We start from the raw sequence: 25,751 nt of genomic DNA, 5'->3' as shown, positions 1-25,751 counted from the left end.
GTAGACAGTAGACTCTCGTTTTACTCCGATGAATCAAATCGATGACTGCGTCATTAATCGCTGACAAGCCGCAAGCACCTCAGCCACTTCAGGCGGATGCCCCACATCGCCGTGATTGGAAATACGCTCTGACCAATAGCCTTCGGTTTTCCACCTCGGGGAATCGCAATAAATCTCGACCGTGGGTTTACCCAAAACGGCGGCCACATGGGTTAAACCGGTGTCCACACCCAGAACGAGTGCGGCATGGGCAATGAGCGAATAGGCCTCTTCAATTGAGATGGCTCTTGGAACGATTGCTCCCGGAATGTGACTCGCGATGGTTTCGCTTACTTGCTTTTCGCTAGCATTCCCCCAAGGGAGCACCAATCGGTAGCCTTCTTTAGCCAATGATTTTCCTAGATCAATCCAGGACTCATTAGCCCAGCGCTTGGCGGCGCGCGCCGTGGAATGAAAACACAGCACATACTTCGCGATGGGATCATTAGCATCGCTTGAAAGGTCCTCGAGGGGTAGGAGTGGAAGATGCTTTACAAATTCAGGGGGATAAAACTGCGGTGGTTCGGCCTCGCGTTTAATGAGTGGCCAGTCCATTGCCGAGCACATCACCCAACGCGCACGATCAACCGCGTGGCACTGTTTAGGCACATGCACTGCTTGGGTATAAAAAAAGCGTGCCAGTGGTTCATAGCCTGAGTACTCCGTGGCATTCCCCAGACCCGCAACCACGGCATGAGCGGATTTTTTTGCAAGTGCGCACACCAAGGCAGATTTGATTAAGCCTTGCGTTTCAAGAATCACATCGTAGGTCGTGGCTTGCAGTATTTGGCGCATCGCTAAAAACTCATGCCAGGTACTTCGACTCCAAAGGCTTTTGCGCCAGCGCCGAAACGCGAGCGGAATAATTCGATCAATCCCTCTAAATGTGCTCGTGGTTTCTAAGGGTTTCAGTAATGGGACATAGGCCTCTTCCACAATCCAATCGATTTGCGCATGGGGTAGGCGCTTGCGCAAATCCCAAACGATGGGCAGGGTATGGAGCACATCGCCTAAGGACGAGAGCTTAACGATCAAGATTTTGGGGGCATCCCCTTCTTGAGTGATCAACCCTGCCTGATCAGTCTGATCGACAGATGTGTGCTGTGACCCTTGTGTCTGCGATGAACTAGCCATGGCTCGATTATCGTATGGTTTAGTCATGGGCTTCGCTCATTCCGCCTGGCTTTCAGAGCGACTCGGTTGATACCACTAAAACTTGGGGGCCTGCTCCCAGGATAGACCTGCCGTATCTTTAGTATTGAGCGAAACTTCTACGCCCGCTGGAATGGGCCATTGGATCGCGATGGTGGGGTCGCACCATGACAAACAGACTTCACTCTTTGGATCGTAGTAATCGGTGGTTTTGTATAAAAACTCTGCGGTATCGGATAACACTAAAAAACCATGCGCAAAGCCCGGTGGAATCCACAGTTGGCGATGGTTTTGAGCACTTAATATTTCACCCACCCACTGACCAAAAGTCGATGAGTCTTTGCGTAAGTCCACAGCCACATCAAAGACAGAACCAGCGACCACTCGCACCAGTTTGCCTTGCGTGTGTTCGAGTTGGTAATGCATCCCCCGCAGTGTCCACTGCCGTGAGAAGGAATGGTTATCTTGCACAAACTCCACAGTCAGCCCAGTCGCGTTGGCAAAATCCTTGGCATTAAAGGATTCAGTAAACCAACCGCGCTGATCCCCAAAGACCTTGGGTTCGACTACCAAGACCTCCGGGATCGCGGTGGGCTTGACTTGCAATTTCGGATTGGTATCGATAGTCATGATTTTGCTTTGGCAGACAAACCAATTGGCTGTGCGCTGGTATTTAACTCATGAAGCATTTTGGATAGATACTGACCATAACTACTTTTACTGAGTTGATTAGCCACCTTCTCCACAGCTTCTTGGCTAATCCAACCGTGTCGGTAGGCAATTTCTTCAGGACATGCCACCATGAGACCTTGGCGTTTTTGAAGTGTAGCGATAAAACCTGCGGCATCGAGTAAGGAATCGTGTGTGCCGGTATCGAGCCAAGCATAGCCGCGCCCCATGATTTCAACACTCAAGGCATTGTTATTGAGATAAGCACGGTTCACATCCGTAATCTCAAGCTCACCCCTGGCGCTGGGTTTAATCGAAGCAGCAATATCGCATACCTGATGATCGTAAAAATAAAGGCCGGTGACCGCATAATTACTGCGCGGCTTTGCAGGTTTTTCTTCAATCGAGATGGCTTTGTAGTGTTGATCAAACTCCACCACACCATAACGCTCCGGATCATTCACGTGATAGGCAAATACCGTTGCACCAGCGGACTGTGCATTCGCCCGTTGCAGTTGCTCCACGAGTTCGTGTCCATAGAAAATATTGTCGCCCAATACCAAGGCGCTGGGATGATCGCCCACAAAAGACCGGCCCAAAATAAAGGCCTGAGCTAAACCATCGGGTGAAGGTTGGACGCAGTAACTGATGTTCAATCCCCACTGCGAACCATCGCCTAATAACTCGGTAAAGCGCGGCGTGTCGTGCGGAGTAGAAATCAACAAAATATCGCGAATACCAGCGAGCATGAGGGTTGTTAGCGGGTAATAGACCATTGGCTTGTCATAGACGGGCATGAGTTGCTTGGAGACCGCTTGAGTAACCGGATACAAACGAGTACCCGAGCCTCCCGCCAAAATAATGCCCTTGCGATTTTTTGAATTCATCGAATTTACTGTCATCGGGAAATGCCTTTAGGAAGTCCTTAGCTGCGTTTGTGAAGCACTAAATCTTGAACATAGTCCGCGACCGGCTCTTGCCATGATTGTTGCCATTGCTGCCATTTTGTCACATCAGCGCCTTTATAGATCTGATTCATGAGAGCATCTAAAGCAGATCGCGCCATGCGCGAGTTCATCGGTCGCGGTGCGGGTAAGGGGTACTCCGAAGCAGGAATGGCAGCAATCTGATCGGGGCGCAGTTTTAGAACGGCACCCGCATCAATTGCAGCTTGAACTGCAAACGATGCCAATGCATGCCACGTGGTTTCTCCTTGAGGGATGGCGTGGTAAAGCCCCGAGGGAAAGGATCGCAGTTGGTGGTTCTCATCAAGCACCATCGCTAGGCTAATACTCGCTAACCAAGGTGCGCTGGTAGGTACCCCATATTGATTGGCAATGACTTTGAGACTTTCGCGCTCTTTAGCGAGCCGTAAGATCGTACGAATAAAGTTCCCCCCGTCGCCATAGACCCAGCTGGTTCGCAAAATCGCAAATTGTGCCTTTGTATGAGGGTCTTGCTTAAAAGCATCTTCAATCCCCGCTTCGCCAGCCGCTTTACTTTTGCCGTAGATCCCCAAGGGATTGCGCGCATCACTCTCATGGTAGGGTGTAGTTTTCGTTCCATCAAAGACGTAATCAGTGGAGTAGTGCAATAAGGTTGCGCCCTCCTTTACTGCGTATTGCGCCATGATGGCGGGGGCAATGGCATTGACGGCATAGGCTAAATCGATTTCTTGTTCGGCTTGATCCACCGCTGTATACGCCGCGGCATTGATGATGAGGTTTGGTTTCGTTTCTTGCAAAAGATTGGTTATGGCATCGGCGTTGCTAAGGTCACATTGCGCGCGCCCCACGTAGTGAATGCGATGCAACTCGCCAAGTTTCTGATCTGTAAAGACGCATTGAAAGGCTTTACCTAATTGGCCATCTTTACCAAAAACCAGAATGTTCATCGAATGATGTGCCAATTGATCTTAGTTGTAGTGCTTTTGCACCCAATCGCGATAGGCGCCACTTACCACCCCCTCCACCCAGGATGGATTGTCGAGATACCACTGCACGGTTTTACGAATCCCCGTATCAAAGGTTTCAGCGGGTCGCCAACCAAGCTCGCGCTCAATTTTGCGGGCGTCAATCGCATAGCGCCGATCGTGGCCAGGGCGGTCTTTCACAAAGGTAATTTGCTTGGCATAAGACTGACCATCGGCCCTCGGTCTTAACTCATCCAAAATCTGACAGATGGTTTGCACGACACTGAGATTGGTTTTCTCATTCCAGCCGCCGATGTTGTAGGTTTCTCCAAGCGCACCGTGAGCGAGCACCGCACGAATTGCTGAGCAATGATCACCGACATAGAGCCAATCGCGCACTTGCTGACCATCGCCGTAAATCGGTAGGGGCTTGCCATTAATCGCATTGAGAATGACCAAGGGAATGAGTTTTTCGGGGAAATGGTAGGGTCCATAGTTATTCGAGCAATTGGTGGTGACCACGGGAAACCCATAGGTATGAAACCAGGCTCTTACCAAATGGTCAGATGCGGCTTTAGAGGCAGAATACGGGCTATTGGGCTCATAAGAATGGGTCTCCGTAAATGCCGGAGCGGTGGGTGCTAGTGAGCCATAGACCTCGTCGGTGGAGACATGATGAAAGCGAAACGTTCGTTTTGCATCGTCTGGTAAGCCACTCCAGTACTCGCGCGCGCACTCGAGGAGATTAAAGGTACCTACGATATTGGTCTCAATAAAATCGGCTGGCCCATGAATTGAGCGATCCACATGACTCTCGGCCGCAAAGTTCACAATCGCGCGCGGTTGATGCTCTTTTAAAAGTTGCGCGACCAGAGCGCGGTCACCAATATCCCCCTGCACAAAGACATGACGCGAATCGTTCTTTAGCGAATCAAGTGTGGCTAAATTGCCGGCATAGGTTAATTTATCAAGATTAATGATGGCTTCCGCACGGGGGTCCTTGAGCCAATCAAGCACAAAGTTGCCACCAATAAAACCTGCGCCCCCAGTAATCAGAATCATCGCTTGTTTCTATTGTTCAAAAGTTGCAAACCTAGGGAGACTTCATAAGCTCTAGATACTTATTGAAGCGTTTTTTGCCAAAGAGCATCTGCCCCAAACCTTGAACCAGTTTAAGCACCCCTTTGGGTGCTTGGGGTAGCGGCGGTTCGATAGCATCAGGGTATTGTGCGCAATTAATGAGTGCGCAATTGATATAAATCTTATAGCCTTTTTGGCGTAAGTCTTCATGAAAGGGGATGTGGTCCGCCACATCAAAGCCACCATGACGATCAGTGCCCGCATAGCGCCCAGCGAGAAACGCATCTTTGCGATAAATCGCTAAACCTCCAAAGGCAGAATCGACTTCAATCAACCCCGCGCGCGGATCCAGAGTCACTTGCCGCGCGGTGACCGCTAAATGTTCAGCCGGTCGATCGCCAATCACGGATTCAAGCGCGGTTTTTTGCTGCCAGCAATCGGTGGGGCACCAATCGCGATGGCGTAGCGCCCAAATGTCGTAGTAGGGTCCCAATTGATTAGCGGTGATCACATCCCAGCTCTCAGGCACGCTCCAGCACTGGGCAATTTTTTCCGGGGTGATGAGGTGATTCATGCCATCCATATCCGCCATGGCAATGTAATCAATCTGCGCGTACTCTGGGTTTTGCGCTACCGCATCGATAATCGCATTACGACACAGGGCAATCCGATCGGTTCGTCTTGGATATTTTTTGCTCAGTTGCCCCATGCTGACGTACGAAAACTGGGGCATGGTCTTGGTCAATTGCTCCAATTGTGCAACGGTCGCGTCGCTCGAATCGCTTTCAATCACCAGGCACGCGCTCGTTTTAAAGTTCGCCAAACTCGCCATCAGGGTCTTAACTTCGCGCTCAATGGTGGCGGCGACATTGCGCACAGGGCCTGCCAATAAAATGGAAGACTCGGAGATAGGCTGGTGGCGAGCGCCTTGTGAGCGGTATAGTGTCATCAATAATGAAATTTGCGAATTATTATCAACCGGATCGGGTAAAAAACGCCTCGTTTGAGGTCATTGATCAACATCATACCTATAACCCGACCTATACCAATCGGCTTTTGCGCTCCGAGTTTTTGGCGCACGGCGTGGAGCTCAATAACCCCGATGTGAACCTGGGGCGAGCCATTGCCTTTCACCTGCTGCATGACGGACAAGCCATTGCCAACCTACCTGCTCCCAAATACCTCATTGCCACTGAAAATCCGATCATTTGCCCCTTAAATCGCGATCCTGCCTACTTGGCGCAATTTAATGCCTTCTTTACCTGGAATCGCGATCTTTTGCACTTACCCAATGCCGTACCGCTTCTGATTCCCAATCAAATTCACTATGAGGCAACTCCCCACTTTGACGAGCGCCCCATCTTTAGTTGCATCATTAATGCCAATAAAGCCTTTCCACCCGGCATCCCCGGCGATCTGTACCGCGAGCGTGTAGCGGTGATTCGCTGGTACGAAACGCATGCAAGGGCTGATTTTGCGCTCTATGGTCTGGGTTGGGGAAAGCCCAGCCCCGCCTTTGATCGCATGGAAAAAATCAAGCGCCGCGCGCAGCGCATCGCTTCCCAACTGGTTGGCTACAAACCCTTTCCCAGCTACGCCGGAGAGATCGAAGATAAATCGGTGGCCTATCGCAAAACCAAATTCGCGTATTGCTATGAGAATGTGGCAGATTTACCCGATTACATTACCGAAAAAATCTTTGATTGCTTTTTTGCGGGTTGCGTACCGGTGTACTGGGGGTCGCAGACGATTGGTGAGCGCATACCGAGTGAGTGCTTTATTGATCGCCGGCAGTTTGCAAGCACCGCCGATGTGCATCGTTACTTAAAATCCATCGATGCCAAAACCTACGTGCGCTACCAAGAGCACATTGCCGACTTTTTAAAAAGCCCAGCCGCCATGGCCTTTGACACCACGCGCTACGTATCGATCATTCGCACTCGCATTTTGAGTGATCTCGGACAATGAATCAGCGCTACTTCATTGACTACGACAATCCCGATGCAGGGATTGGTCACTCACTCGGGTTTATTAACCGCGGCATCAAAATTGCCACGCGCCATCAATTGCAATTTGCCTATGCCAAAGAGCAGCTGCGTAAATCGTCCAATACCGATTGGCGCTGGCGTCTACGGCAAGGGCTGCGCCGACTGCGAGGTGCTCGCGCCCATGAAACCCACAATCTTGGCGATGATCTCAATCGCATGCTAGGTCTCGCAAGCATTCTTCCGAGTCGCAGTGCGATTGAAGAGCGCATTCGCCAGGGTGAACTCAAGGTAATCGATCTTCCCCCATTTGAGATGCACATTCCATCAAATGCGCAAATCGATGATGAAGTCTATCGCCCAGTCGATGAGTTTATTCAAGCTCACCCAGAACCCAATACCGTGTTTCGAGTGAGCAACAATCGCTTTGGCGATTACGAGTACGCGAGTACGCGGGGGTGGTTTCGCGAACTCTATAACAAGGCACGTCAGGCTGATCCGATTACCCTTTCGTATCAACCCGAGCGCTTTAATATTGCTCTCCACATTCGCCGCGGTGATTTATTACCGGGTCGGCAGTTCTCTGATCTCGCCACGCGCATGCTGCCCGACTCCTGGTACCTCGCTATTTTGGATCTCATTGTGAGAACGACGCATCGCCCCCTTGCGATCCACATCTTTAGTGAAGGCAAACAGGGTGTTTACCAGTCGGAGAAGGGAGAGCCCTTTTCTTGGGCCCAACACTTTGCCCATCGTGGTCACTCGGTGACCGAGCACATCGATACGCCCTTTTTAGAGACCTTTCACCATCTACTCTATGCCGATCTCTTCATTGGTTCCAAAAGCGGGATGTCACACTTAGCTGGGATGCTGGGTAGTGCTGTCAAACTCGTACCAAGTATGTGGCACTCGTATCGCGGTGCGCAGCAACTCTTCGAAGTTCCCGATGCGATTGATAGAACGAGTGAAGAGGCGATTGCCGAGTTCTTAGCGCTTAACCCACCAGGCCGCGAACACACGCTCTAAACGAGTGAAGGGTGTCCAAAGCCCTGAACGGCGATACTGATAGCGCGCGTAGACTTCAGCACAGGCCCGATATGACATCGCTGGAAAGCGCTCTTTTAAGGCGCGCAGCAAAGTGAGCGCTACCGGCCAACGCTCTCGCCAAGGTAGTGGCTCGGGGCGCAGACTTGCGTCAATTCCTAAGAGTGTTAAGTAGCGCTTTTGCACTTCAATCGTGGAGCGCTTAAATTTTTCCAGATGCACCGAGCTCGTTTGCGCAGGGTATTGCCGATAGGTCACCAGGCGCTCTCGCAAATTCAAAAAGCGAGCACCGGCAGCAGCCATTTGCACCCATAAATAATAGTCTTCGGAGGTCAAAATCGTGGTGTCGTATTTGAAGCGTTTAAAAAGTTCAGCCCGCCCCGTCACCGCAGAGTTGCAGAGGGTGCAGTAGATGGCCAGAAGCGCGCGCAAATCTGCGTCCGTAAATTTGTCTTTGGATTTTTTAACCTGTTGCGTCGCATCATCCAAGACCCACTGGGCACTCCCGCACACATCGCACCCGTTACTCTCTAACACGCGCAGCTGCGCTTCAAGTCGCATAGGGTCTGCAATATCGTCTGCGTCCATGAGCGCAATGTATTTACCCTTGGCTAAATCAATGAGGGCATTACGGGCATAAACCACGCCGTGATTTTGGTCCGAGAGTACCTTGATGATGCGTGGATCGGTATAGCGATTAATGACCGATCGGGTTTGATCGGGGGAGCCATCCTCAAAAATCAGGAGCTCCAGATGCGTATGGGTTTGCGCGAGGATGCTCTCAATCGCTTGACCAATGTATTTCTCACTCTTAAAGGCCGGCATGATGACGCTTACGAGCGGCGTGGTCATGGCAGCTTGCGTGCTCATTAGATGAAGCTTTGCAAATAGCGCCCCACGCGCTTGATTTTTTTCAAGGCGCGCGAGAAGATCGATTTGTTGCTCGGCCCAAGATCGAGGCTCAAATCCCAACTCGATTGGTAGATGACACCTAGGTAGTTTTCCTTGAGCTTCGGGATAGACTCGCCCAGTCGGCGCAAGATAAAGTAATGCCAATCGTAGTAATACACCCGAAACAATTGCTCAATGGGGTGAAGAGGAATCGCCCGAAAGTTCAAAAGCGCTTCGAGGTAAATCAAGGTCTCCGGATGCTCGCGCGTGCACAGATCCCACAAGGTTTGTCCTCGGGGTTCTAAATACTGGGTATCAAGCGATTGCCACACGGCAGCCGACCAAATAAAGGGTGGGCAGGGGCAATAGTAATTGGGGCCCGTGCGTCCAAAAATAGCCTTGACACGCTCGGCTTCGCTTTGCAAGTGTCGTGGCGCTTTGGCGTAGTTTCGGTTGATCGCTAGCTGGTGGTACTCCTTATTTTGGTACATCACCGTATAGGGATTGCCGTCGCTCGCGATAAAGTCGCTTTTTTGAAAGTCTTGAATAAAAATGCAATCCGAGTCCAAGCATACGTAATTCTTTGCCAGACCCAAGCGCCAAAATTCCGATTTAATGACCTGCTGCGCAAGGCCCCCCGACTTCGTCTTATCAATACCCAATGGCGCTCGTAGGTTAGCGCGCACAATCGATTCGTCGGAGACCCATTGATAGCCCTGAACGCCAATTTGACGTTCGAGCTCAGCGCGCTCACTCTCCGGGGTGGAGATGTAAAAATCGAGCTGGTCTTTGTTGTATTGCTCAATCGATGTTAATAAATTGCGCAGACGCAAAAAGTCCTTGGAGTAGGACTTGCAATACAAAACGATCTCTTTCAAAGGCGCGCCCGCTTAGCTGTAAAGATGACTCAAAATGGTGTGAACCGCTTGATCCACCCCAATTGGATTGTAAATCGGGGTAATGAGTTGCCGACTCTTCCAATCAAGCCAAATGCGCTCGAGCGTCATGGCAATGCCTGCCGCATCGCCATCCGCGCTCAGATAGGATCCTCGCTCCGTGAGCATCTGATCGAGCTGCGGATTGCGGTGCGTGATACCCCAAATGGGGCGGCCCGCCCAGAGGTAGTCATAAAACTTCGATGGGATGTATTCCGCGCACCACTCATCGTTCCCATGCAAGAGAAGAAGGACATCAGCTTCTTGCATCTTTTGCGCTACGCGTTCACGCCCCGATTGACCGGTTACCGGATCGCGCTCAAGACGACCGTGCGCCACCAAGAGATCGGCGTAATCGTATTGCTTGATTGCTTCGACGGTTAATGAATCTAAGGGTGCGCCATAGGCATGCACTTTGATAAGCTCTCGGGCCTCTGGGTATTTAGCGACTAAGGTATGCACCGCCCGCAAAATCATGGAGAGCGAGCGATCATTGGCCAACGAACCAAAGTGGCATAGATTCAAGTAGTTGCCATAGTGGTGAGGGGTGCGCTCTGCAGCAATCGGTGGATTGGCCCCTGGCATCACCACAAAACCACGGGCATTGCCTGGGGTATTTAAATTTGGATTACGAATCTTGGCGTAATGAAGCGCCCCATCGGTAAACCACCACACATCATCCGAATACTTGCACAACTGTTGCTCTAGATAATGGCGAAAGCGCGCATCGCGATTTCTGGGTTTTTCCATCCCAAGATCATTGGGACCTTTACGAATCACCAAGGGATCATGCACCTCGGAAATCAGTGGCAAGCCAGTAGCGCGTTTTAACCACACGCCTGCCAAGTGAGCTGACCATGCACTGCCAATCGAGTAAATCACATCGACTTTGCCAGATTTGATAAGCCAATAACCACGAAGAAATGCAGGGATCGCCCAGGACCATTGACTCGAGTAACCCAAGAGGAGTTTTTCAATCGCAATGAAGGGGGCTAGGAGCACCGAAACCGTTCGAGTTGTCAGTTTATAAAACCACCCCCGTCCGTATTGATTGGCAATCCAATGGCGAAAGTCAAAGCGAAAGGCTGACGGGCCCCAGGCCAAGAACTGCTGATGAGGAAAGCGCGTATCGTGAATACCGGTAATGGCGCTCAGCACAATCGGCTGCACCCCTGCCTCTAAAAAATAAGGGATCTTATCGGTGATGGTCAGGCTCGCCGCCCGGCCGTCCATATTAAATGCATGGGTGAGCAGTAGCCAACGGCGTTGCGTGGGTGGAACGGATATTTTTTTCAATGAACTCTCTAAAAAGATCCCCTAATACCAATTGTTCTTAATGAAGTCCTAGCGAGGATTTTGAATACGAGCGAACGACTCGATTATAGTATGCTTACTCGCTAGTCAATTCCTCAATCAACGAGATGCCTAATCTTCACCGACTCCTTGACTTTTTTCGTCCGCGCGAACGGATTTCGGCACCCTATGTTCTGCATGATCATTGGCTCTATACCAAAGTACCCATTAATATCAAACACGATCGGATTCGCTTTGTTCGCAAAGCATTTCGTAAAAGCCCCGAACCCCAGGTCGTTGACCTACAAGGCGAATCGTTTTATTTACTCCTAATTCACGTTGATAACATCGCGCACTTTTTTCATGACGTCTTCTTTCCGCTCTACTATGTCTGGCGCACCAACAAAAAACGAATTTGTGTCTCGATTGATGGCGATCGCTTTCAACAAGAGTTTCTTGAATCGGTGATTGGTAAAGACTATTTGGTTTTTCTCGATCGCTCTAGCGTCTACCAATTTTCGGATCTGATTCTCACTCCGGAAGGTCGAGACCTCAAGATCTACCCCGACTACCTCTCGATCTGCGAGGAGATTAAAGCGATTTGTTTTGCGCGCAATGGCATTACTGAACACCGCACTAAAAATCTGCTCTACGGTCGCAATGAACTGAGTCGCAAAAATTTACTCGATATTGATCCCAAGTTTTTAAACGATCGCCACATTGAGCTTGTCTACTTATCAAAACTCAGCTTTAAAGACTATTTGCAAACCTTGGCTTCGGCTAAAACCTTTACTTACATGGTAGGTGCCGGAGTCTTTAATCTATTGTTTCTTGATCGCGATGTTCGCGTGCTCGAAATTAATCCACATCGCAATAACTCCTGGGCACAGATGTTTGGGCTTAGTGCACTGGTGGATTTTCAAGTGATTATCGGTCAGCGCCTCAAACCATCCTCAGCTGCAACCCAAGATGAGGCAATTCTTGACAGTCACGTCTATTTTGATGAGAGCATCGCAGCCGCAATCGCAGCTTTAGTTGCCCGCCACGATTGACATCACCGCCATCCGCACAGCAATTCCAAAAGTGACTTGTTTGAGGATGACCGATTGAGCACCATCGGCTACCGCTGAATCAATTTCCACACCGCGATTCATGGGACCGGGATGCATCACAATCGCATCGGGTTTGGCGAGTGCTAAACGTGCGGGGGTGAGTCCAAACTGATTAAAAAACGCAGCGCCTTCGGGAACCTTACCGGCTTCCATGCGCTCCTTTTGAATGCGTAGCGTCATCACCACATCAACGCCACGCAGACCCTCCTCCATACTGTGAAATACTTTCACGCCCAGCAAATCCAAATCATTGGGGAGCAAACTCTCAGGACCAATGGCGCGAATGTCAGTGCAACCCAAAGCAGTGAGCGCATGAATATTCGATTTCGCGACGCGGCTATGCACAATGTCCCCCACAATCGCTACCTTAAGTTTGGTGAAGTCCTTCTTAAAGTGGCGCATGGTGTACATATCGAGTAAGCCTTGCGTGGGATGCTGATGGCTCCCATCACCGGCGTTAATCACATGGACATAGGGTGGTACGTGATTCGCAATCTCAATCGGAGCGCGCGAGACACTGTGACGCACCACAAAAATATCGGCCTGCATCGCAATCAGATTGTCGATCGTATCCATGAGACTCTCGCCCTTGGCAGTTGATGAGGTCGAGATATCGAGGTTAATCACATCCGCCGAGAGGCGCTTGGCGGCAATCTCGAAGGTCGTGCGGGTACGCGTGGAGTTCTCAAAAAACAGATTAAAGACGCTCTTGCCACGCAGCAGCGGCACTTTTTTCACTTCACGGGCAGGGTCGGTCACGCTCACAAACTGCTGCGCGGTATCCAAAATATGCACAATCTGCTCTTTGGGCATACCTTCGAGCGTGAGTAAATGGGTGAGCTCGCCTGCGGAATTCGTTTGCATGGTCATGCGCGCTCCTCGAGAACGAAGCGAAACAGTTCGTGATTGCCTTTGGTTACTTTTTCCAAAGCCAGGATTTGAGTATCTGGTAGCTGGATATGCTCACCAACAAAATCAGCAGCGATCGGCAACTCCCGTCGACCCCGATCGGCAAGTACCATCAGCTCCACTGCGGCGGGCCTGCCAAAATCAAAGAGTTCATTGAGCGCAGCGCGCACGGTTCTTCCAGTGAAGAGCACGTCATCAATCAGTACGATTTGAGCGCCAGTCACTTCAAAGGGTAGATGCGTTGCCATGGTGTCGGCCGATCGAATCGCTGCCAACCCTTTTTCTGCATAATCGTCGCGATGAAACGCCACATTAATCACACCGTATTGTGCCAAGCTTAAATCGTTGGCGAGGCGCTTAGCAACCCAGGCACCGCCAATGGCAAGTCCGGCGATCTGAAGGGTTGGTTCACTTTGGAGCTTCTCCCGCAGATGATTTAGTAACTTTTTATAGAGAAGCTCAGCATCCATATTTTCGAATCGGTTGATTTGGACTGACTCACCTTAAGTTTTGAGCCAATTTTGTACTGCACCTGACCCAATCCCAATGCACCTTATTGTATTGCTTCAAAACAGAGCTCAGGATGAAACCGACCTAAATCCAAGAGCCTCCTCTGTCTTCTGGGTGTCGCGTATATCCCTCAAAGAATTCAAATACTTACAAATACCCCTAAAGATTGATTAACTTTAACTATCCATTAAGAAAATCACTAGTTTTTTCCTATTGGATCTATACAAAAATACGATGAAACGGTCATCAAAATTTCTGATAATTACTGAGTGGACTAGTGCCGGGAGAGCCTCTCCCTTCACTGCCTCTAAATTTATAACCCATTCATTCTAAAGGAGATTTATATGGCTAAGTCGGTAAAAGGTACCAAGACTGAACAGTCGTTGAAAGAAGCATTTGCTGGTGAGTCCCAAGCCAACCGTCGTTATTTGTACTTCGCAAACCAAGCTGACATTGCTGGTGCAAACGACGTAGCAGCTGTTTTCCGCTCTACCGCCGAAGGCGAGACCGGGCACGCTCACGGTCATATGGAGTATTTGATCAATGGTGGCGCTGGCGAGCCAGGCACTGGCATGCCTGCTAAGACCGTTGCCGAGGCTCTCCAAGCAGCGATTGCTGGTGAAACCCATGAGTACACCGATATGTACCCAGGTATGGCCAAAACCGCTCGTGAAGAAGGTTTTGACGAGATTGCTGACTGGTTTGAGACTTTGGCTAAGGCTGAGCGCAGCCACGCTAACAAGTTCACCAAGACCTTAGAAGCACACTTGGCAAATTCCTAATTAGTTGTAGTTGGTAGTTTCTTAGGAAAAGAAATGGCGCTCCTTGGAGCGCCATTTTTGTTTGCCTTAACACCTAAAGGGTGTTGAAGCTTTTGAGTAATTAAGCGTTTAAGCCTTCTTTGCCCAAGCAGAACACCAACCGGCAGCAGCCACTTGCTTACCAGCAAAAAGGCTACAACCACCAGCAGCAGCACCTTTTGGTTGATACAGAGCGCAGTTATCGCAACGCTGCGTATTAGCGTGCTTTGGATACTTCTTGGTATCGACCTTAGTGGTATCGGCTTTGTAACCCAAGGCTTGTGCTTGTGGATCGGTCTCAGCAACCATGGCTTGTGCTTGAGCCAGGTTATTGAGTGACAAAGTGGCTGCACCGGCAGCAGACATGATCAAAAATTGACGACGTGTGTTTTTCATGGATTCTCCGTGTTCAAAAAAACTGCAGTTGCGATCTTAAAACACAAATCAACACTCGTTGTAGTGTTTTATAAACTACTGATTTAATTGATTTTTTAACTGAGAATGATTCTCAAATCAATACGATGGGGTGCTACTGCTTGCCTTGCTGCTTATCCATGAGCGCTAAGAACTCACGCCGCAAATTCGCATCCTTTAGAAATGAACCGCGCATCACGCTATTCACCATCTTGGAATTAAGATCCTTCACGCCGCGCCACTGCATGCAAAAGTGATCGGCTTCCATGACAAGTGCCAATCCAGTGGGCTTCATCTTCTCTTCGAGGATGTTGGCAAGTTCCACCACGGCCTCCTCCTGAATCTGTGGCCGACACATGACCCATTCGGTGATGCGGGCGTACTTAGATAAACCAATCAATGCCGTTTGCTTATCAGGCAACACCCCAATCCACACGCGCCCCATGATCGGACACAGATGGTGCGAGCACGCGCTCTTCACCGCAATTGGTCCGATGATCATGAGTTCATTAAGACGCGTAATGTTCGGAAACTTGGTGAGATTAGGTTGTGGGGTATAGCGCCCTGTGAACACTTCGTTGACATACATCTTCGCGACGCGATAGGCGGTACCACGCGTGTTGTGATCACTCTCGGTATCAATTACTAAACTCTCAAGGACTGCTTGGAGCTTACCCGCCACTTCATCAATCAAGCCGTCGATCTCACCGGGTTCAATGAACTGCGCAATATTGTCATTCGCATGAAAGCGGGCTTTCTTTGCTTGAATACGTTTACGGATGACTTGCGAGAGTGGCACGCCCTCTTCACTTTTGCGACTTTTACGAGTCACTGATGTAGTGCTCGCTTTGGATGGGGTTTGTTTTATTGCGCGAGGCATAAAAATCTCAGCATCTTGGGTGCTGACCTAAATTTGGAAGAATAAAGCTACTGTACACGCAAATCCAATGAGCCACACGAAGGTGCGCAGGTTCGCCCAGTCCATCACATAGCACGCAATATAGGCCACGCGAGCTAAAAGGTAAGTAATCGCCAACACATCGATGCGCGCTTGGGGTGCTTGCAAGATCATGGCGATTGCAATCCCAGCATAGAAAAAGGGTAAGGACTCAAAGGTATTGGCTTGCGCTGCATTCGCACGTGCGCGTAATCCCGTTTGCTTGGCAAGCCACTCGCGCGGTTGATTGTTGTCATAGGGATCGCTTGCAGAGTTCTCAGTGGGACCAAACTTCGCAATGCCCGCTGCAATGATCGGTAAAAATCCAGCGAGTATGACACAGATAATTGCAATGCTCATAGTGATGGCCTATTTTTTAGTGAGGCGCGTCTCCGTGCCATTGAGAAGATTGCGGATATTACTGCGATGCCGATAAATGAGAAGTGCACTCATCATCAAAATAGCTAATCCCATGGGCTGCACACCAAATAAAAAGGTGAAATAAATCGGTGCAAAGACTGCGGCACACAGGGCTGCTAGCGACGAATAGCGCATAAAGACTGCCACAATGAGCCAGGTTCCTAAGGTGGCCAAGCCCAAGACCCAATTAATCGCAAATAAGATCCCTGCGGCTGTAGCCACACCCTTACCCCCTTTAAAGCGATGAAAGATCGGATAGAGGTGTCCGATAAAGACGGCAATCGCCACTAGTCCTAGGAGAATATTGACGCTTGTTTGACTGGGGTCGCCTAAGACTGCTCGCGCGAGAGTGACTGCCAACCACCCTTTGGCCGCGTCCCCAATCAAGGTGAGCGCAGCGGCTACTTTATTGCCAGTTCGTAAGACATTAGTGGCGCCTGGATTTTTAGAACCATGGGTATAGGGGTCCGGCAAACCCATCGCACGACTGACAACCACTGCAAACGAGATCGATCCCAGCAAATACGCTACCGGGATCAACCAACAATACTTTATCAACTCGTCCATAAATCAATACTAGCGGATTTGATTAAGAGCCACGCGGATGGTGGGTGGCGTGTAAGGATTTGAGACGCTCACGGGCCACATGGGTATAAATTTGGGTGGTGGAGATATCTGCGTGCCCCAACAAGAGTTGCACCACGCGCAAATCTGCACCATGATTTAGAAGATGTGTTGCAAAAGCATGGCGCAGGGTATGCGGTGAGAGAGCCACTTTGATACCCGCAAGACTCGCGTATCGTTTAATGATGAACCAGAAGGCTTGACGGGTTAATCCAGTGCCTGTTCGGCGCCCCACAAAAACCTCTTGGCAGTTTTTTCCTTCCAAAAGAATGGGTCGGGCTTCTTGAAGGTATTGACGCAACCACTGCCCTGCTTCACCACCAAAAGGGACGATACGCTCTTTGCCACCTTTACCGTTGACCACCCGCACGACCCCTTCATTGAGTCCCAACGATACAGTTTTGAGTGACACAATTTCTGAGACTCGTAAGCCGCTCGCGTACATCAGCTCGAGCATAGTGCGATCGCGCAATCCCAGGGGCTCTTCAATATTGGGGGCATTCAGTAGCGCAATGACCTGGTCTTCACTCAAGATCTTGGGGAAACGCTGTGCTTGCTTAGCTGCTCGTAATTTCGCACACGGATCTTCTTTGACATAGCCAAGACGCAGTGCATGGCGATAAAAGCGCTTAAAGACGGTTAGGCGCCGATTGGCTGTGGTGGCTTTATCGCTTCGCTTTGCTGCCATATAGGCCGTTAAATCCGCTTCGTGTACGTGATATAGATCACTGGCATTTTTTTGCTCACCTAACCAAGTGGCAAATAAAGTGAGATCTCGCCGATAGGCACTAAGCGTATTTTTTGAAAGGCCGTCTTCGAGCCAACAGGCATCACAAAATTGATCGATCGCCGATTGGTTTGAACCCATTGCAACTTAAATACTTAAAATTTAAGTCTGACGAAAAGATTCATCCAATTTTTCATTCAACCAAACTTTCATTAATGATTGATATGGCACATCCATCTTATTCGCTTGCGCTTTTATTTTTTCAAGCACATTTTGAGAGAGTCGAATTGAAATTGAAGCAGTAGTAGGCTTCAAATTAGGCATAGACACCCTAACTGGCTTTGATAAATCAAAGTAATCTGTTAAGTCATGCGTCTCCCAAAATTGACGTTCTTGCGCCTCAGTCTTAAATTTTGGTATCGGTTTTTTAATCTGCTTTTTCATATAATGACCTTTCCTTCTTACTCATCGGACGAGCTGAAATAACCCTGATTAGTGAATTCTTTTTCCGTAAAGTAAAAACAATTGACAAAGCAACTCCTTGATTTGTAACCCCAAGAGCAATCCATCTCAGCTCCTCGAAACTGTGCTTACCGTCTTCAAAAAAACATACCGGTTGATTAAAAAAAACTTCCTCCGCATCGCCCTGCGTCACTTGATGTTTTTGTTCGCTTTTATAAGCATTGCCTTGGTCCCACTCAAAGCCAACAATCGAAGATAAATCAATCATTTTTGTATACTACCATAGTATACAAATAAAAACCAGCAACTGATGGTTACCTAATCTCTGAAATTATTAAATGCCAGAGGAGCTTCGCTCGCGTCTTTTCGCAGTAACGCCATCGCAGTCTGCAAATCATCGCGCTTGGCACCAGTGACGCGCACCGCATCACCTTGAATACTCGCTTGCACTTTAATCTTGCTGTCTTTAATGATGCGTACGATCTTTTTGGCAAGTTCTTGCTCGATGCCTTTTAAGAGTTTCATGGTTTGCTTTCGCTTATCGCCCGACATCGTTTCGGTCTTATCGTCTTTTAAAAACCGTACGTCCACATTGCGTTTAGCCATTTTGCTAAAGAGTACATCGCGCACTTGTCCTAACTTGAAGTCATCGTCGGCAAACAAAATGAGTTCGTTATCTTTTTGCTCGACGCGCGCGTCTGAACCTTTAAAGTCAAAGCGGTTCGCAATTTCTTTATTGGCTTGCTCCACGGCATTTTTGAGCTCCACGACATTGGGTTCGCACACAGTATCAAATGACGGCATTTACCTCTCCAAACGAATGTTGTAATCATGACGGTTTTGCTATTTTTAGACCAATTTCGTTCTTCATGCAAAACCCGAATAAGATTGTGGCATGAACTTTGATTGCAAGCCACTCGCCAATTACTCCTTGGAGGATCGTAATACCTTAGGCTTTGATGTGGTGGCCGAGTGGGCGTTGCCCATTACCCAAGCTGAGCAAATCCCCCCTGCGATTCGCTGGGCCAAAAATGCCGGGTTGTCCCATCGCGTTCTTGGGGGGGGTAGCAACGTTGTGCTACCCGCCCAATTACCAGGACTGACCCTTCTAATGGACATCGACTTCATCGAGGTTCTAGAGAATCGTGATTCAAATACACGATTGCGGGTAGGAGCCGGGGTGAACTGGCATGCCCTCGTAGGCTGGACCTTGGATCAAAACTATCGCGGCCTTGAAAACCTTGCCTTGATTCCAGGTACGGTTGGAGCGGCTCCCATCCAAAATATCGGCGCCTATGGAGTTGAAGTCAAAGAGTACATCGATTTGGTAGAGGCCTATGATTGCCAAACCAATCAGTGGGTCAGCCTATCCAAGAAAGATTGCCGCTTTGCCTATCGGCACAGTGTGTTTAAAGATGAACCGAATCGCTTTGTGATCACAGCGGTAATTTTTGATCTTCCCAAAGAATGGCAACCACGCGTATCGTATTCCGATCTGACAAACTATTTCACCAATCGCGCAATCGAGACCATTGCTGCCCAAGAAATCTTTGATGCGGTGTGTGCCATCCGCGCTCAAAAATTACCGGACCCTAAGGTGATTGGTAATGTGGGTAGTTTTTTTCAAAATCCTGTGATTTCCAACCAGCAATTGCAATTCCTTAAAGAACAATTTCCACAGATTGTGAGTTATCCAGAATCGGCTACGCATAGCAAGTTAGCAGCCGGTTGGCTCATCGATCAATGCGGCTTCAAAGGGATGCAACTGGGTAATGTGGGGGTTCACAACAAACAGGCCCTGGTTCTTACCCATCGGGGTGGCGGGAATGCAGGGGAACTGCTTGGTCTTGCGGAGCAGATTCAGAAAAAGGTGAAAGAGACCTTCGGAGTCGACCTGATTCCTGAACCAATCTTTTTTAATTAATCCGATTCTTTTTTCATGGGCTAAATATTCTTCTTTCTTTTTATTGCATTTTGCAATAAAATGGGTGATGCGCGTCATTTCCAATAAACGAATCATTGAGTTTTCAGCAAACCACCCAGATGCCCTTAAACCCTTACAAAGTTGGAGAAGAATTATTGAATCCCAGTCATTCGACAATTACTCTCAACTAAAGACTATTTTTGGCTCAATGGATAAAGTTGAAGATTTAATTGTTTTTGATATTTGCGGAAATCGCTATCGATTAATTACTTTTATAAGTTTTCTAAAACAAATTTGTTACATTAAGCAGATTCTTACCCATGCCATTTACGATAAGGGACGGTGGAAGAAATGAACATGCTCGAATTAGAAAATGCTTGGCAACAACTTAGCAAAACTGTTGCCCTTTCTCCCATTCATAACCGAAAAGACTATGAGCGTATGGTATTGCTCGCCGACCATCTATCGGATGCGATTGGCTGCTCAAAAAAGCATTCCCTACTAAACCTTTTTGAGATCGTATGTGAATTGATTCGCTCGTATGAAAGAGAACATTTCCCAATCGATCAAGCTAAACCTCAAGAAATTCTTAAGTTTTTGATGGATCAACACGGGCTTCGACAGTCGGATCTACCTGAAATTGGTAACCAAAGCGTTATATCCCAGATTCTATCTGGAGCGAGAAAACTAAACCTTCGTCAAGTTAAAGCGATTTCGAAGCGCTTCGGTATTTCGCCTAATGTTTTGATTGAGCAGCCCATCAAAAAATCTACGATATCGATAAGAGTGGCGAGCAAACAAAAGTTGAAGGTTTAAGGATAAATCTGCATCTTCTTAAAATCTTGAGCCGACAAATGCCATTTTTCGCCATTATTCGCCAAAAGATGAATAAGAGACTGGCTTTTGGCAGGTTCCTGATTTTGATTGAAGTCCATATTAAAGAAAGCTTTAAATTTCAACTTTCAAATTAAAGTTCTCTTTAATTTGACAGACTCCATATTGGAACAATCAAGGGTCCACCCTCCAGCCCAACAGAAAATGGATTAGTTATCTATTTTTTAAAGGCAACTTGTATCTTGCCTTCTGCAAGCCAAAGCTGATACCGCTCATCCTCTCGAATATCACTGGGTTGACGTGCAGCTTTTTGGTTTTGATCCAAAATCACTGCGTAACCCCGCTCGAGCGTGCGTTGCGGATTGAGGGTTTCAAGCTGAGTAAGCCAATGTGCCTGATTGCGTTTCAGGCTCTCTAGATACATGCGTACACCTTGAGACAAACGTTGCCGCCATTGCTCAATTTGCTCGCGCATGCGCTCCGGGTTTGGTAAAGCGTGCTTGAGTCTTAGGCTGATTTGATCGAGTGTTTGAGCTTCGCGCTCGAGGCGTTGCTCCAGACGCTGAGTGATCGTGTCTTGATAGCTCTTCAGTTCTTGTAAGAGTTGCTCTCGTTTTGGGGTGGCTAATTCAGCAGCACCGGTTGGTGTCGGGGCTCGTAGGTCCGCCACAAAATCGGCAATCGTGAAATCGGTTTCGTGCCCCACCCCGCTGATGATTGGTATATCCGAACTGGCAATAGCGTGTGCCAACTGCTCGTCATTAAACGCCCATAAATCCTCAATGCTGCCACCGCCACGCACCAGAAGAATCACCTCAGCCAAGCCATCATCATTAGCCTTTTGAATGGCGTTGACGATCCCAACAGGAGCATCCGCACCCTGAACCAAGGTTGGATAAATGTAGATGGGAATGTGCGGCGCACGACGCGCTAAGGTGGTGAGCACATCTTTGAGCGCCGCAGCCTGCGTTGAGGTCACAATCGCAATTGCCTTTGGATGAGATGGAATTACGCGCTTGCGTTCCTCATCAAATAAACCCGCCTTCGCTAACTTATCTTTAAGTTTCAGGAATGCTTCATAGAGACCTCCACGGCCAGCTTTACGCAAAGCATGAATCGTTAACTGCACATCACCGCGGGGCACATACATACTGACCGAGGCGCTCACCTCCACTTGATCCCCAGATTGGGGCATAAACCCAACTTGCAGATTTTTTCCCCGAAACATCACACATCGAATTTGACCTTCTTCATCCTTGAGTGAGAAATACCAATGACCGCTGTCATAGGCTTTGAAGTTCGATACCTCCCCGCTAACCATGACAAACTCAAATTGTTCGGTCAAAGACTCAGCAATGGCGCGGTTTAGATCGCCAACGCTCAGGATCGGGCTTGATTTTTCCGTCATTTATTTGTCACTTTCCAGTAACTATATGGGCTCGCGGGTCGCGACATATCCACAAGCCTTGGCTGACCGAAATAGTAAGAAAGTTAGTGAATACTCGCTCTTTATGAATGTCGCTTTCATCCAACATTAAATTTGCAAGTAATTGACTTAAAAGCATATTTTTATCATTTGAATGAACTGATCTTTAGGCATAAATCAAGGACTTACACCACCCATCAAGGACTTAGGGTGGACTTTGCTCAAAGTTTTGCACAGAGTTATCCACAAGCCGGTATAAACGCCCGTGGCTCGATGAAACTGGTTTACTTGTTGGGATAGGGTCAGCCGCTTTTTTGGGCTTTTCTGAATTTGCATGAAAATACCGTTCATGTATTCCATCTTAATCGCTGCTGGCTGGCCGATCTGGCCACTTCTTGCTATATCCATTCTCGGCCTTGCCATTTTGCTTGAACGCTGCTGGTATTTGCGCAAAACCCACATTGTTCGCAAACAGTCGATTGAAGAGGCCTTTGCTGCCACACCGACCCTTGCCAATGATCCCGACTTCATCAATCACCTCACGAGTTCCTCCCCGATTGGCGGACTATTGGCTGGTGTCTTACGTGAGCATGCCCTGGGGCACTCGGCCGAGGTTGCCATCGAAGAGCTGCAAATCCTCGCCCAAAACCTATGGACCAAATTGGATCGCTACTTAGGGGCACTCGCCACGATTGCTACTGTAGCGCCCCTTCTCGGTCTTTTTGGCACTGTGGTTGGCATGATTGAGATCTTTGGTAGTCAAGGTGGCACGATTGGTAGTGCGGTCAATGCTGCCAGCGTTGGGGCGACTAACCCTCAGCAATTAGCACACGGCATCTCAATTGCGCTCTACAACACCGCATTTGGCCTCTTAATCGCAATCCCAGCATTGGCTGGATGGCGGATCTTGCGAGCAGTGGCCGATCAACGCCAGCGTGAATGTGAGGAATGCACTCGGCAGTTGTTTAAGAAGTTGTATCCACAATCCGCTTCGTCATCTTCATGAGCTGGCTCGATACTTCGCACAGAAGTTCCTCTCGCTTTGGCATAAATTTGGGTCGCTCATCCCGCTCGTTCTCTTATGCCGAACCTGAAATTAATCTAATTGCCTTCATTGATGTGCTCTTAGTGATCCTAATCTTTTTGATGATCTCCACTACCTTTACCAAGTTTCAAGAAATTGCGATTACCCTGCCAACAGCCTCAGGTGTCGAGACTGTCGATTCAGCACGTGAGATCAATATTGCGGTGAGTAGCGATGGTCGCTTTGCTCTCAATGGCAAGATCATGAATCGCGCCCAACTGGGGAGTGCTCTTAAACAAATGAATTCTTCTCCTGAGCAAAACCTACGCATTAGTATCGATGCGGATGCCCGCGCCCCACATCAAGCGGTCATGACGGTATTGGAACTGGCGCGTGACGCCGGTCTTCCCAATATCGCTTTTAGTAGTCAAGCGAAGAAATAATGCTCTTCAAAACTGCGCCGCGCTTTTGGGAAAAATCTTCATTTTCTCAATCACCCATTCGCGCACTTGTCGATCGCTTAATCAGTCTTGTTTTACTACCCTTGGCGTGGCTCTATGGCCTCGTGGTTTGGATCAAACAGTTGATCGTGGACTCTGGGCTATTGCACACCCTGGGGATCTATCGCGCTGCACCAGTTCCCATCATCATCGTGGGCAATATTCGAGTGGGGGGCACGGGAAAAACTCCACTCGTGATTGCGCTTGCCAATGAATTGGTCGAACGCGGCTTTAAGCCTGGCGTGATTAGTCGTGGCTATCAACCCCATACTCGCTCATCACCCTCGCAACCCACACGTGTTGATCGGTACAGTAAGCCCAATCAAGTTGGTGATGAACCCGTGTTGATGGCGCAACGTATTCATGACTGCGTGCCGATATGGGTCTATCGCAAACGTAAAGCCTGCATTGATGCTCTTTTACAGTCCGATCCCGAGGTCAATGTGATCATCAGTGATGATGGTTTACAGCATGCGGCCTTAGTACGTTGGCCTGCACGCGAAGGTGGGCGTGATTTGGAGTTGGTCGTTGAGGACGAACGTGGGGATGGCAATGGCAGACTCTTGCCCGCTGGGCCATTACGCGAGAGTGCTAAGCGTGAGCGCGATGCAACCATCACTATTAGCGAATCCCCTCCCCCGAACGACCCGTTTCCCAGCTCTCGCGAACTACACCTGAGTCCAACGATCGATAGTGCCTATCCACTGCATCGGCCCAATGAGCCTATTAGATTTGCCCACATGCTCAGTCGCTTAGTTGGATTAAAAGTAGGCGTACTTGCAGCCATTGGCAATCCAAAGAAGTTTTTTGATGCACTGACCAAACTAGGGGTACATATTGATCAAACTCTAGCCCTGCCCGATCACGCGCCAGTTCAGCACAATGATCTAAAAGCCCTTGCCGTGGACCTCATCCTAATCACCGAAAAAGATGCAGTTAAATGCGCTGGGATCGAAGACTCTCGCATCTGGGTTGTTCCCATGCGCTTAGAGCTTCCATCGGAGTTTAGTCATTGGGTGCAAGAGGTGATTACGCGGCCCGATCCCTATCTCAAATAACCCCACGTCTTGGGCTATGATGAGCACATGGTGATGATTAAGGCCCTCCGATGATGAATAGAAATCTACTCGATATTGTGGTTTGCCCGATTTGTAAGAGCTCGCTCCATTTGGATGAAGATAAACACGAGCTCATTTGCAAAGTCGATAAACTTGCTTACCCAATTCGCGATGACATTCCGGTCATGCTAGTTGATGAAGCGCGCAGTCTCAGTTCTGAAGAAACTGCTGCTCTCTCTAAATAATTACTTGCGATGACCGTATTTACCGTTGTAATCCCGGCGCGTTTAGCATCGACACGGCTTGAGCGCAAAGCGCTTGCGGATCTGGGTGGTAAACCAATGGTGGTGCGTGTGGCCGAGCGTGCAAAACAATCCAAAGCAAAACAAATTTTGGTTGCCACCGATGCCGTTGAGATTGAAGCTGCCTGCCATGCGGCAGGATTGACCGTCCTTATGACTCGTGCAGATCACCCTAGTGGTACCGATCGGATTGCGGAGGTTGCCTCTCGCTTAGGCCTGGATGACGAGGCACTGATTGTGAACGTACAAGGGGATGAGCCTTTAATTCCGGTGGAACTCATCAATCAAGTCGCTGATACATTAGCAGCAAATCCGCAATGCGTCATGAGTACAGCCGCTGTAGCCATTCAAAGTGCTGAGGAAATTACCAATCCCAATGCGGTGAAAGTAGTCCTCAATCAACAACGCGAAGCCTTGTACTTCTCGCGAGCAGCTGTGCCCTACGATCGCACTCAATCGTCACCTACTTACTATCGCCATATCGGTATCTATGCCTACCGCGTGGGTTTTCTAAAAAAGTATGCCCAACTTGCAACATCTCCATTAGAGATTGCAGAGTCTCTAGAGCAATTGCGTGCACTCTGGCACGGCTACCGTATCGCAGTGCATACCGCCTCTGAATTGCCACCAGCCGGCGTAGACACCCTCGAAGATCTTGCGCGGGTGCGTGCCTTCTTTTAAGGGATTTCGCTAAGAAGCAGGTCCCAATAAATCTGCCCTAAGTCGGTGCAATCAATTAGACTATAGGGAATGAAAAAAATAAGACAG

General features: G+C 48.9%; 32 protein-coding genes. 12 read left to right on the top strand and 20 right to left on the bottom strand.

Annotated features, from left to right (window positions below):
• Positions 1 to 33: 33 nt before the first annotated feature.
• From waaC to QUE64_RS01505, 6 genes are read right to left on the bottom strand one after another with little or no spacing between them, the layout of a single operon-like run.
• The gene (waaC, locus tag QUE64_RS01530) at positions 34 to 1,200 is read right to left on the bottom strand and encodes a lipopolysaccharide heptosyltransferase I (RefSeq protein ID WP_286225612.1); all 1,167 of its coding nucleotides are present in this window, start codon (positions 1,198 to 1,200) and stop codon (positions 34 to 36) included.
• Positions 1,201 to 1,248: 48 nt separating this feature from the next.
• A complete protein-coding gene (rfbC, locus tag QUE64_RS01525; protein ID WP_286225611.1) occupies positions 1,249 to 1,821 on the bottom strand; it encodes a dTDP-4-dehydrorhamnose 3,5-epimerase in 573 nt (190 codons plus the stop codon).
• Positions 1,818 to 2,747, bottom strand: a complete 930-nt coding sequence (rfbA, locus tag QUE64_RS01520; protein WP_286225610.1) for a glucose-1-phosphate thymidylyltransferase RfbA — start codon at positions 2,745 to 2,747, stop codon at positions 1,818 to 1,820. The genes rfbC and rfbA overlap by 4 nt, the downstream gene beginning before the upstream one ends.
• Before the next feature lie 38 nt (positions 2,748 to 2,785).
• Complete coding sequence (gene rfbD, locus QUE64_RS01515; RefSeq protein ID WP_286225609.1) at positions 2,786 to 3,754, bottom strand: dTDP-4-dehydrorhamnose reductase; 969 nt, start codon at positions 3,752 to 3,754, stop codon at positions 2,786 to 2,788.
• Between the two features lie 21 nt (positions 3,755 to 3,775).
• Positions 3,776 to 4,834 (bottom strand): dTDP-glucose 4,6-dehydratase, encoded by a 1,059-nt coding sequence (rfbB, locus tag QUE64_RS01510; protein ID WP_286225608.1) that lies wholly within the window; start codon positions 4,832 to 4,834, stop codon positions 3,776 to 3,778.
• Positions 4,835 to 4,865: 31 nt separating this feature from the next.
• Positions 4,866 to 5,801, bottom strand: coding sequence for a glycosyltransferase family protein (locus QUE64_RS01505; RefSeq protein ID WP_286225606.1), 936 nt, complete (start codon positions 5,799 to 5,801; stop codon positions 4,866 to 4,868).
• 5 nt (positions 5,802 to 5,806) lie between these two features.
• Here QUE64_RS01505 and QUE64_RS01500 point away from each other — a divergent pair, with 5 nt between their 5' ends.
• Together QUE64_RS01500 and QUE64_RS01495 are read left to right on the top strand one after the other, a co-directional pair.
• Positions 5,807 to 6,820: a glycosyltransferase family 10 domain-containing protein gene (locus QUE64_RS01500; protein ID WP_286225605.1), complete on the top strand. Its 1,014-nt coding sequence runs from the start codon at positions 5,807 to 5,809 to the stop codon at positions 6,818 to 6,820.
• Positions 6,817 to 7,863 (top strand): hypothetical protein, encoded by a 1,047-nt coding sequence (locus tag QUE64_RS01495; protein WP_286225604.1) that lies wholly within the window; start codon positions 6,817 to 6,819, stop codon positions 7,861 to 7,863. Before QUE64_RS01500 ends, QUE64_RS01495 begins: the two co-directional genes overlap by 4 nt.
• Here the strand turns inward: QUE64_RS01495 and QUE64_RS01490 are convergent.
• From QUE64_RS01490 to QUE64_RS01480, 3 genes are read right to left on the bottom strand one after another with little or no spacing between them, the layout of a single operon-like run.
• On the bottom strand, positions 7,825 to 8,751 hold the full coding sequence (locus QUE64_RS01490; protein WP_286225602.1) for a glycosyltransferase family 2 protein: 927 nt from the start codon (positions 8,749 to 8,751) through the stop codon (positions 7,825 to 7,827). The two genes, QUE64_RS01495 and QUE64_RS01490, sit on opposite strands and share 39 nt — an antisense overlap.
• Positions 8,751 to 9,650, bottom strand: a complete 900-nt coding sequence (locus QUE64_RS01485; protein ID WP_286225601.1) for a DUF6492 family protein — start codon at positions 9,648 to 9,650, stop codon at positions 8,751 to 8,753. Before QUE64_RS01485 ends, QUE64_RS01490 begins: the two co-directional genes overlap by 1 nt.
• 12 nt (positions 9,651 to 9,662) lie before the next feature.
• Positions 9,663 to 11,003, bottom strand: a complete 1,341-nt coding sequence (locus QUE64_RS01480; protein ID WP_286225600.1) for a glycosyltransferase family protein — start codon at positions 11,001 to 11,003, stop codon at positions 9,663 to 9,665.
• Positions 11,004 to 11,128: 125 nt separating this feature from the next.
• Between QUE64_RS01480 and QUE64_RS01475 the strand changes: the two genes are divergently transcribed.
• A complete protein-coding gene (locus QUE64_RS01475) occupies positions 11,129 to 12,052 on the top strand; it encodes a glycosyltransferase family 61 protein (RefSeq protein WP_286225599.1) in 924 nt (307 codons plus the stop codon).
• On the opposite strand, the gene QUE64_RS01470 is transcribed toward QUE64_RS01475, so the two are convergent.
• Together QUE64_RS01470 and pyrR are read right to left on the bottom strand one after the other, a co-directional pair.
• The gene (locus tag QUE64_RS01470) at positions 12,032 to 12,982 is read right to left on the bottom strand and encodes an aspartate carbamoyltransferase catalytic subunit (protein WP_286225598.1); all 951 of its coding nucleotides are present in this window, start codon (positions 12,980 to 12,982) and stop codon (positions 12,032 to 12,034) included. The genes QUE64_RS01475 and QUE64_RS01470 overlap by 21 nt on opposite strands.
• Entirely contained in the window at positions 12,979 to 13,491 is a 513-nt protein-coding gene (gene pyrR / locus QUE64_RS01465; RefSeq protein WP_286225597.1) for a bifunctional pyr operon transcriptional regulator/uracil phosphoribosyltransferase PyrR, read from the bottom strand. Before pyrR ends, QUE64_RS01470 begins: the two co-directional genes overlap by 4 nt.
• Before the next feature lie 384 nt (positions 13,492 to 13,875).
• Between pyrR and QUE64_RS01460 the strand changes: the two genes are divergently transcribed.
• Positions 13,876 to 14,313, top strand: a complete 438-nt coding sequence (locus QUE64_RS01460; RefSeq protein WP_108507821.1) for a rubrerythrin family protein — start codon at positions 13,876 to 13,878, stop codon at positions 14,311 to 14,313.
• Between the two features lie 108 nt (positions 14,314 to 14,421).
• Here the strand turns inward: QUE64_RS01460 and QUE64_RS01455 are convergent, their stop codons facing one another.
• The 8 genes from QUE64_RS01455 to QUE64_RS01420 form a co-directional block, all read right to left on the bottom strand.
• The gene (locus QUE64_RS01455) at positions 14,422 to 14,727 is read right to left on the bottom strand and encodes a high-potential iron-sulfur protein (RefSeq protein WP_286223965.1); all 306 of its coding nucleotides are present in this window, start codon (positions 14,725 to 14,727) and stop codon (positions 14,422 to 14,424) included.
• Positions 14,728 to 14,860: 133 nt separating this feature from the next.
• Positions 14,861 to 15,625 (bottom strand): GTP cyclohydrolase I, encoded by a 765-nt coding sequence (gene folE, locus QUE64_RS01450; protein WP_286225596.1) that lies wholly within the window; start codon positions 15,623 to 15,625, stop codon positions 14,861 to 14,863.
• Between the two features lie 27 nt (positions 15,626 to 15,652).
• Positions 15,653 to 16,042, bottom strand: coding sequence for an MAPEG family protein (locus QUE64_RS01445; RefSeq protein ID WP_286225595.1), 390 nt, complete (start codon positions 16,040 to 16,042; stop codon positions 15,653 to 15,655).
• 9 nt (positions 16,043 to 16,051) lie between these two features.
• Positions 16,052 to 16,669, bottom strand: a complete 618-nt coding sequence (plsY, locus tag QUE64_RS01440) for a glycerol-3-phosphate 1-O-acyltransferase PlsY (protein WP_286225594.1) — start codon at positions 16,667 to 16,669, stop codon at positions 16,052 to 16,054.
• Between the two features lie 22 nt (positions 16,670 to 16,691).
• A complete protein-coding gene (gene xerD, locus QUE64_RS01435; RefSeq protein WP_286225592.1) occupies positions 16,692 to 17,594 on the bottom strand; it encodes a site-specific tyrosine recombinase XerD in 903 nt (300 codons plus the stop codon).
• A gap of 21 nt (positions 17,595 to 17,615) precedes the next feature.
• Entirely contained in the window at positions 17,616 to 17,897 is a 282-nt protein-coding gene (locus QUE64_RS01430) for a BrnA antitoxin family protein (RefSeq protein ID WP_286225591.1), read from the bottom strand.
• Positions 17,881 to 18,183, bottom strand: a complete 303-nt coding sequence (locus tag QUE64_RS01425) for a BrnT family toxin (RefSeq protein WP_286225590.1) — start codon at positions 18,181 to 18,183, stop codon at positions 17,881 to 17,883. The genes QUE64_RS01430 and QUE64_RS01425 overlap by 17 nt, the downstream gene beginning before the upstream one ends.
• 50 nt (positions 18,184 to 18,233) lie before the next feature.
• A complete protein-coding gene (locus QUE64_RS01420; RefSeq protein ID WP_286225589.1) occupies positions 18,234 to 18,719 on the bottom strand; it encodes a YajQ family cyclic di-GMP-binding protein in 486 nt (161 codons plus the stop codon).
• Between the two features lie 91 nt (positions 18,720 to 18,810).
• Between QUE64_RS01420 and murB the strand changes: the two genes are divergently transcribed.
• From murB to QUE64_RS01410, 3 genes are all read left to right on the top strand, one after another.
• A complete protein-coding gene (gene murB, locus QUE64_RS01415; protein WP_286225588.1) occupies positions 18,811 to 19,839 on the top strand; it encodes a UDP-N-acetylmuramate dehydrogenase in 1,029 nt (342 codons plus the stop codon).
• A gap of 67 nt (positions 19,840 to 19,906) precedes the next feature.
• Positions 19,907 to 20,194: a type II toxin-antitoxin system HigB family toxin gene (locus tag QUE64_RS09080; RefSeq protein WP_353506768.1), complete on the top strand. Its 288-nt coding sequence runs from the start codon at positions 19,907 to 19,909 to the stop codon at positions 20,192 to 20,194.
• Positions 20,191 to 20,655 carry a helix-turn-helix domain-containing protein gene (locus tag QUE64_RS01410; protein WP_286226943.1) on the top strand — a complete coding sequence of 155 codons (465 nt, stop codon included), beginning with the start codon at positions 20,191 to 20,193 and terminating at the stop codon, positions 20,653 to 20,655. The genes QUE64_RS09080 and QUE64_RS01410 overlap by 4 nt, the downstream gene beginning before the upstream one ends.
• A gap of 235 nt (positions 20,656 to 20,890) precedes the next feature.
• On the opposite strand, the gene xseA is transcribed toward QUE64_RS01410, so the two are convergent.
• The gene (gene xseA / locus QUE64_RS01405; RefSeq protein ID WP_286225587.1) at positions 20,891 to 22,081 is read right to left on the bottom strand and encodes an exodeoxyribonuclease VII large subunit; all 1,191 of its coding nucleotides are present in this window, start codon (positions 22,079 to 22,081) and stop codon (positions 20,891 to 20,893) included.
• A 352-nt stretch (positions 22,082 to 22,433) separates the two neighbouring features.
• Here xseA and QUE64_RS01400 point away from each other — a divergent pair, with 352 nt between their 5' ends.
• Genes QUE64_RS01400 through kdsB form a run of 5 tightly spaced genes read left to right on the top strand, consistent with a single transcriptional unit; the run spans position 22,434 to position 25,664 of the window.
• A complete protein-coding gene (locus QUE64_RS01400; RefSeq protein ID WP_286225586.1) occupies positions 22,434 to 23,105 on the top strand; it encodes a MotA/TolQ/ExbB proton channel family protein in 672 nt (223 codons plus the stop codon).
• A gap of 47 nt (positions 23,106 to 23,152) precedes the next feature.
• Positions 23,153 to 23,566, top strand: coding sequence for an ExbD/TolR family protein (locus QUE64_RS01395; RefSeq protein WP_286225585.1), 414 nt, complete (start codon positions 23,153 to 23,155; stop codon positions 23,564 to 23,566).
• On the top strand, positions 23,566 to 24,681 hold the full coding sequence (gene lpxK, locus QUE64_RS01390; protein ID WP_286225584.1) for a tetraacyldisaccharide 4'-kinase: 1,116 nt from the start codon (positions 23,566 to 23,568) through the stop codon (positions 24,679 to 24,681). Before QUE64_RS01395 ends, lpxK begins: the two co-directional genes overlap by 1 nt.
• 53 nt (positions 24,682 to 24,734) lie before the next feature.
• Positions 24,735 to 24,926 (top strand): Trm112 family protein, encoded by a 192-nt coding sequence (locus QUE64_RS01385; RefSeq protein WP_286226138.1) that lies wholly within the window; start codon positions 24,735 to 24,737, stop codon positions 24,924 to 24,926.
• Positions 24,927 to 24,935: 9 nt separating this feature from the next.
• Positions 24,936 to 25,664 (top strand): 3-deoxy-manno-octulosonate cytidylyltransferase, encoded by a 729-nt coding sequence (gene kdsB / locus QUE64_RS01380; RefSeq protein WP_286225583.1) that lies wholly within the window; start codon positions 24,936 to 24,938, stop codon positions 25,662 to 25,664.
• Positions 25,665 to 25,751: the final 87 nt, after the last annotated feature.

The organism is Polynucleobacter sp. HIN7 (genome assembly GCF_030297595.1).
GTDB lineage: Bacteria > Pseudomonadota > Gammaproteobacteria > Burkholderiales > Burkholderiaceae > Polynucleobacter.
The sequence above is the reverse complement of the archived record's forward strand: the minus strand, read 5'-3'. Positions and strand labels throughout refer to the sequence as shown.

Excerpts from the sequence above, each read along its gene's own strand:
- kdsB (WP_286225583.1), top strand. The coding sequence starts at position 24,936 with ATGACCGTATTTACCGTTGTAATCCCGGCGCGTTTAGCATCGACACGG.
- QUE64_RS01445 (WP_286225595.1), bottom strand. The coding sequence starts at position 16,042 with ATGAGCATTGCAATTATCTGTGTCATACTCGCTGGATTTTTACCGATC.
- lpxK (WP_286225584.1), top strand. The coding sequence starts at position 23,566 with ATGCTCTTCAAAACTGCGCCGCGCTTTTGGGAAAAATCTTCATTTTCT.
- QUE64_RS01490 (WP_286225602.1), bottom strand. The coding sequence starts at position 8,751 with ATGAGCACGCAAGCTGCCATGACCACGCCGCTCGTAAGCGTCATCATG.
- plsY (WP_286225594.1), bottom strand. The coding sequence starts at position 16,669 with ATGGACGAGTTGATAAAGTATTGTTGGTTGATCCCGGTAGCGTATTTG.
- QUE64_RS01500 (WP_286225605.1), top strand. The coding sequence starts at position 5,807 with ATGAAATTTGCGAATTATTATCAACCGGATCGGGTAAAAAACGCCTCG.
- rfbD (WP_286225609.1), bottom strand. The coding sequence starts at position 3,754 with ATGAACATTCTGGTTTTTGGTAAAGATGGCCAATTAGGTAAAGCCTTT.
- QUE64_RS01385 (WP_286226138.1), top strand. The coding sequence starts at position 24,735 with ATGAATAGAAATCTACTCGATATTGTGGTTTGCCCGATTTGTAAGAGC.
- rfbB (WP_286225608.1), bottom strand. The coding sequence starts at position 4,834 with ATGATTCTGATTACTGGGGGCGCAGGTTTTATTGGTGGCAACTTTGTG.
- waaC (WP_286225612.1), bottom strand. The coding sequence starts at position 1,200 with ATGACTAAACCATACGATAATCGAGCCATGGCTAGTTCATCGCAGACA.
- QUE64_RS01425 (WP_286225590.1), bottom strand. The coding sequence starts at position 18,183 with ATGATTGATTTATCTTCGATTGTTGGCTTTGAGTGGGACCAAGGCAAT.
- QUE64_RS09080 (WP_353506768.1), top strand. The coding sequence starts at position 19,907 with ATGCGCGTCATTTCCAATAAACGAATCATTGAGTTTTCAGCAAACCAC.
- QUE64_RS01430 (WP_286225591.1), bottom strand. The coding sequence starts at position 17,897 with ATGAAAAAGCAGATTAAAAAACCGATACCAAAATTTAAGACTGAGGCG.
- QUE64_RS01475 (WP_286225599.1), top strand. The coding sequence starts at position 11,129 with ATGCCTAATCTTCACCGACTCCTTGACTTTTTTCGTCCGCGCGAACGG.
- QUE64_RS01460 (WP_108507821.1), top strand. The coding sequence starts at position 13,876 with ATGGCTAAGTCGGTAAAAGGTACCAAGACTGAACAGTCGTTGAAAGAA.
- QUE64_RS01505 (WP_286225606.1), bottom strand. The coding sequence starts at position 5,801 with ATGACACTATACCGCTCACAAGGCGCTCGCCACCAGCCTATCTCCGAG.
- pyrR (WP_286225597.1), bottom strand. The coding sequence starts at position 13,491 with ATGGATGCTGAGCTTCTCTATAAAAAGTTACTAAATCATCTGCGGGAG.
- QUE64_RS01455 (WP_286223965.1), bottom strand. The coding sequence starts at position 14,727 with ATGAAAAACACACGTCGTCAATTTTTGATCATGTCTGCTGCCGGTGCA.
- rfbA (WP_286225610.1), bottom strand. The coding sequence starts at position 2,747 with ATGAATTCAAAAAATCGCAAGGGCATTATTTTGGCGGGAGGCTCGGGT.
- rfbC (WP_286225611.1), bottom strand. The coding sequence starts at position 1,821 with ATGACTATCGATACCAATCCGAAATTGCAAGTCAAGCCCACCGCGATC.
- QUE64_RS01470 (WP_286225598.1), bottom strand. The coding sequence starts at position 12,982 with ATGACCATGCAAACGAATTCCGCAGGCGAGCTCACCCATTTACTCACG.
- QUE64_RS01495 (WP_286225604.1), top strand. The coding sequence starts at position 6,817 with ATGAATCAGCGCTACTTCATTGACTACGACAATCCCGATGCAGGGATT.
- QUE64_RS01420 (WP_286225589.1), bottom strand. The coding sequence starts at position 18,719 with ATGCCGTCATTTGATACTGTGTGCGAACCCAATGTCGTGGAGCTCAAA.
- murB (WP_286225588.1), top strand. The coding sequence starts at position 18,811 with ATGAACTTTGATTGCAAGCCACTCGCCAATTACTCCTTGGAGGATCGT.
- xseA (WP_286225587.1), bottom strand. The coding sequence starts at position 22,081 with ATGACGGAAAAATCAAGCCCGATCCTGAGCGTTGGCGATCTAAACCGC.
- QUE64_RS01400 (WP_286225586.1), top strand. The coding sequence starts at position 22,434 with ATGAAAATACCGTTCATGTATTCCATCTTAATCGCTGCTGGCTGGCCG.
- folE (WP_286225596.1), bottom strand. The coding sequence starts at position 15,625 with ATGCCTCGCGCAATAAAACAAACCCCATCCAAAGCGAGCACTACATCA.
- QUE64_RS01410 (WP_286226943.1), top strand. The coding sequence starts at position 20,191 with ATGAACATGCTCGAATTAGAAAATGCTTGGCAACAACTTAGCAAAACT.
- xerD (WP_286225592.1), bottom strand. The coding sequence starts at position 17,594 with ATGGGTTCAAACCAATCGGCGATCGATCAATTTTGTGATGCCTGTTGG.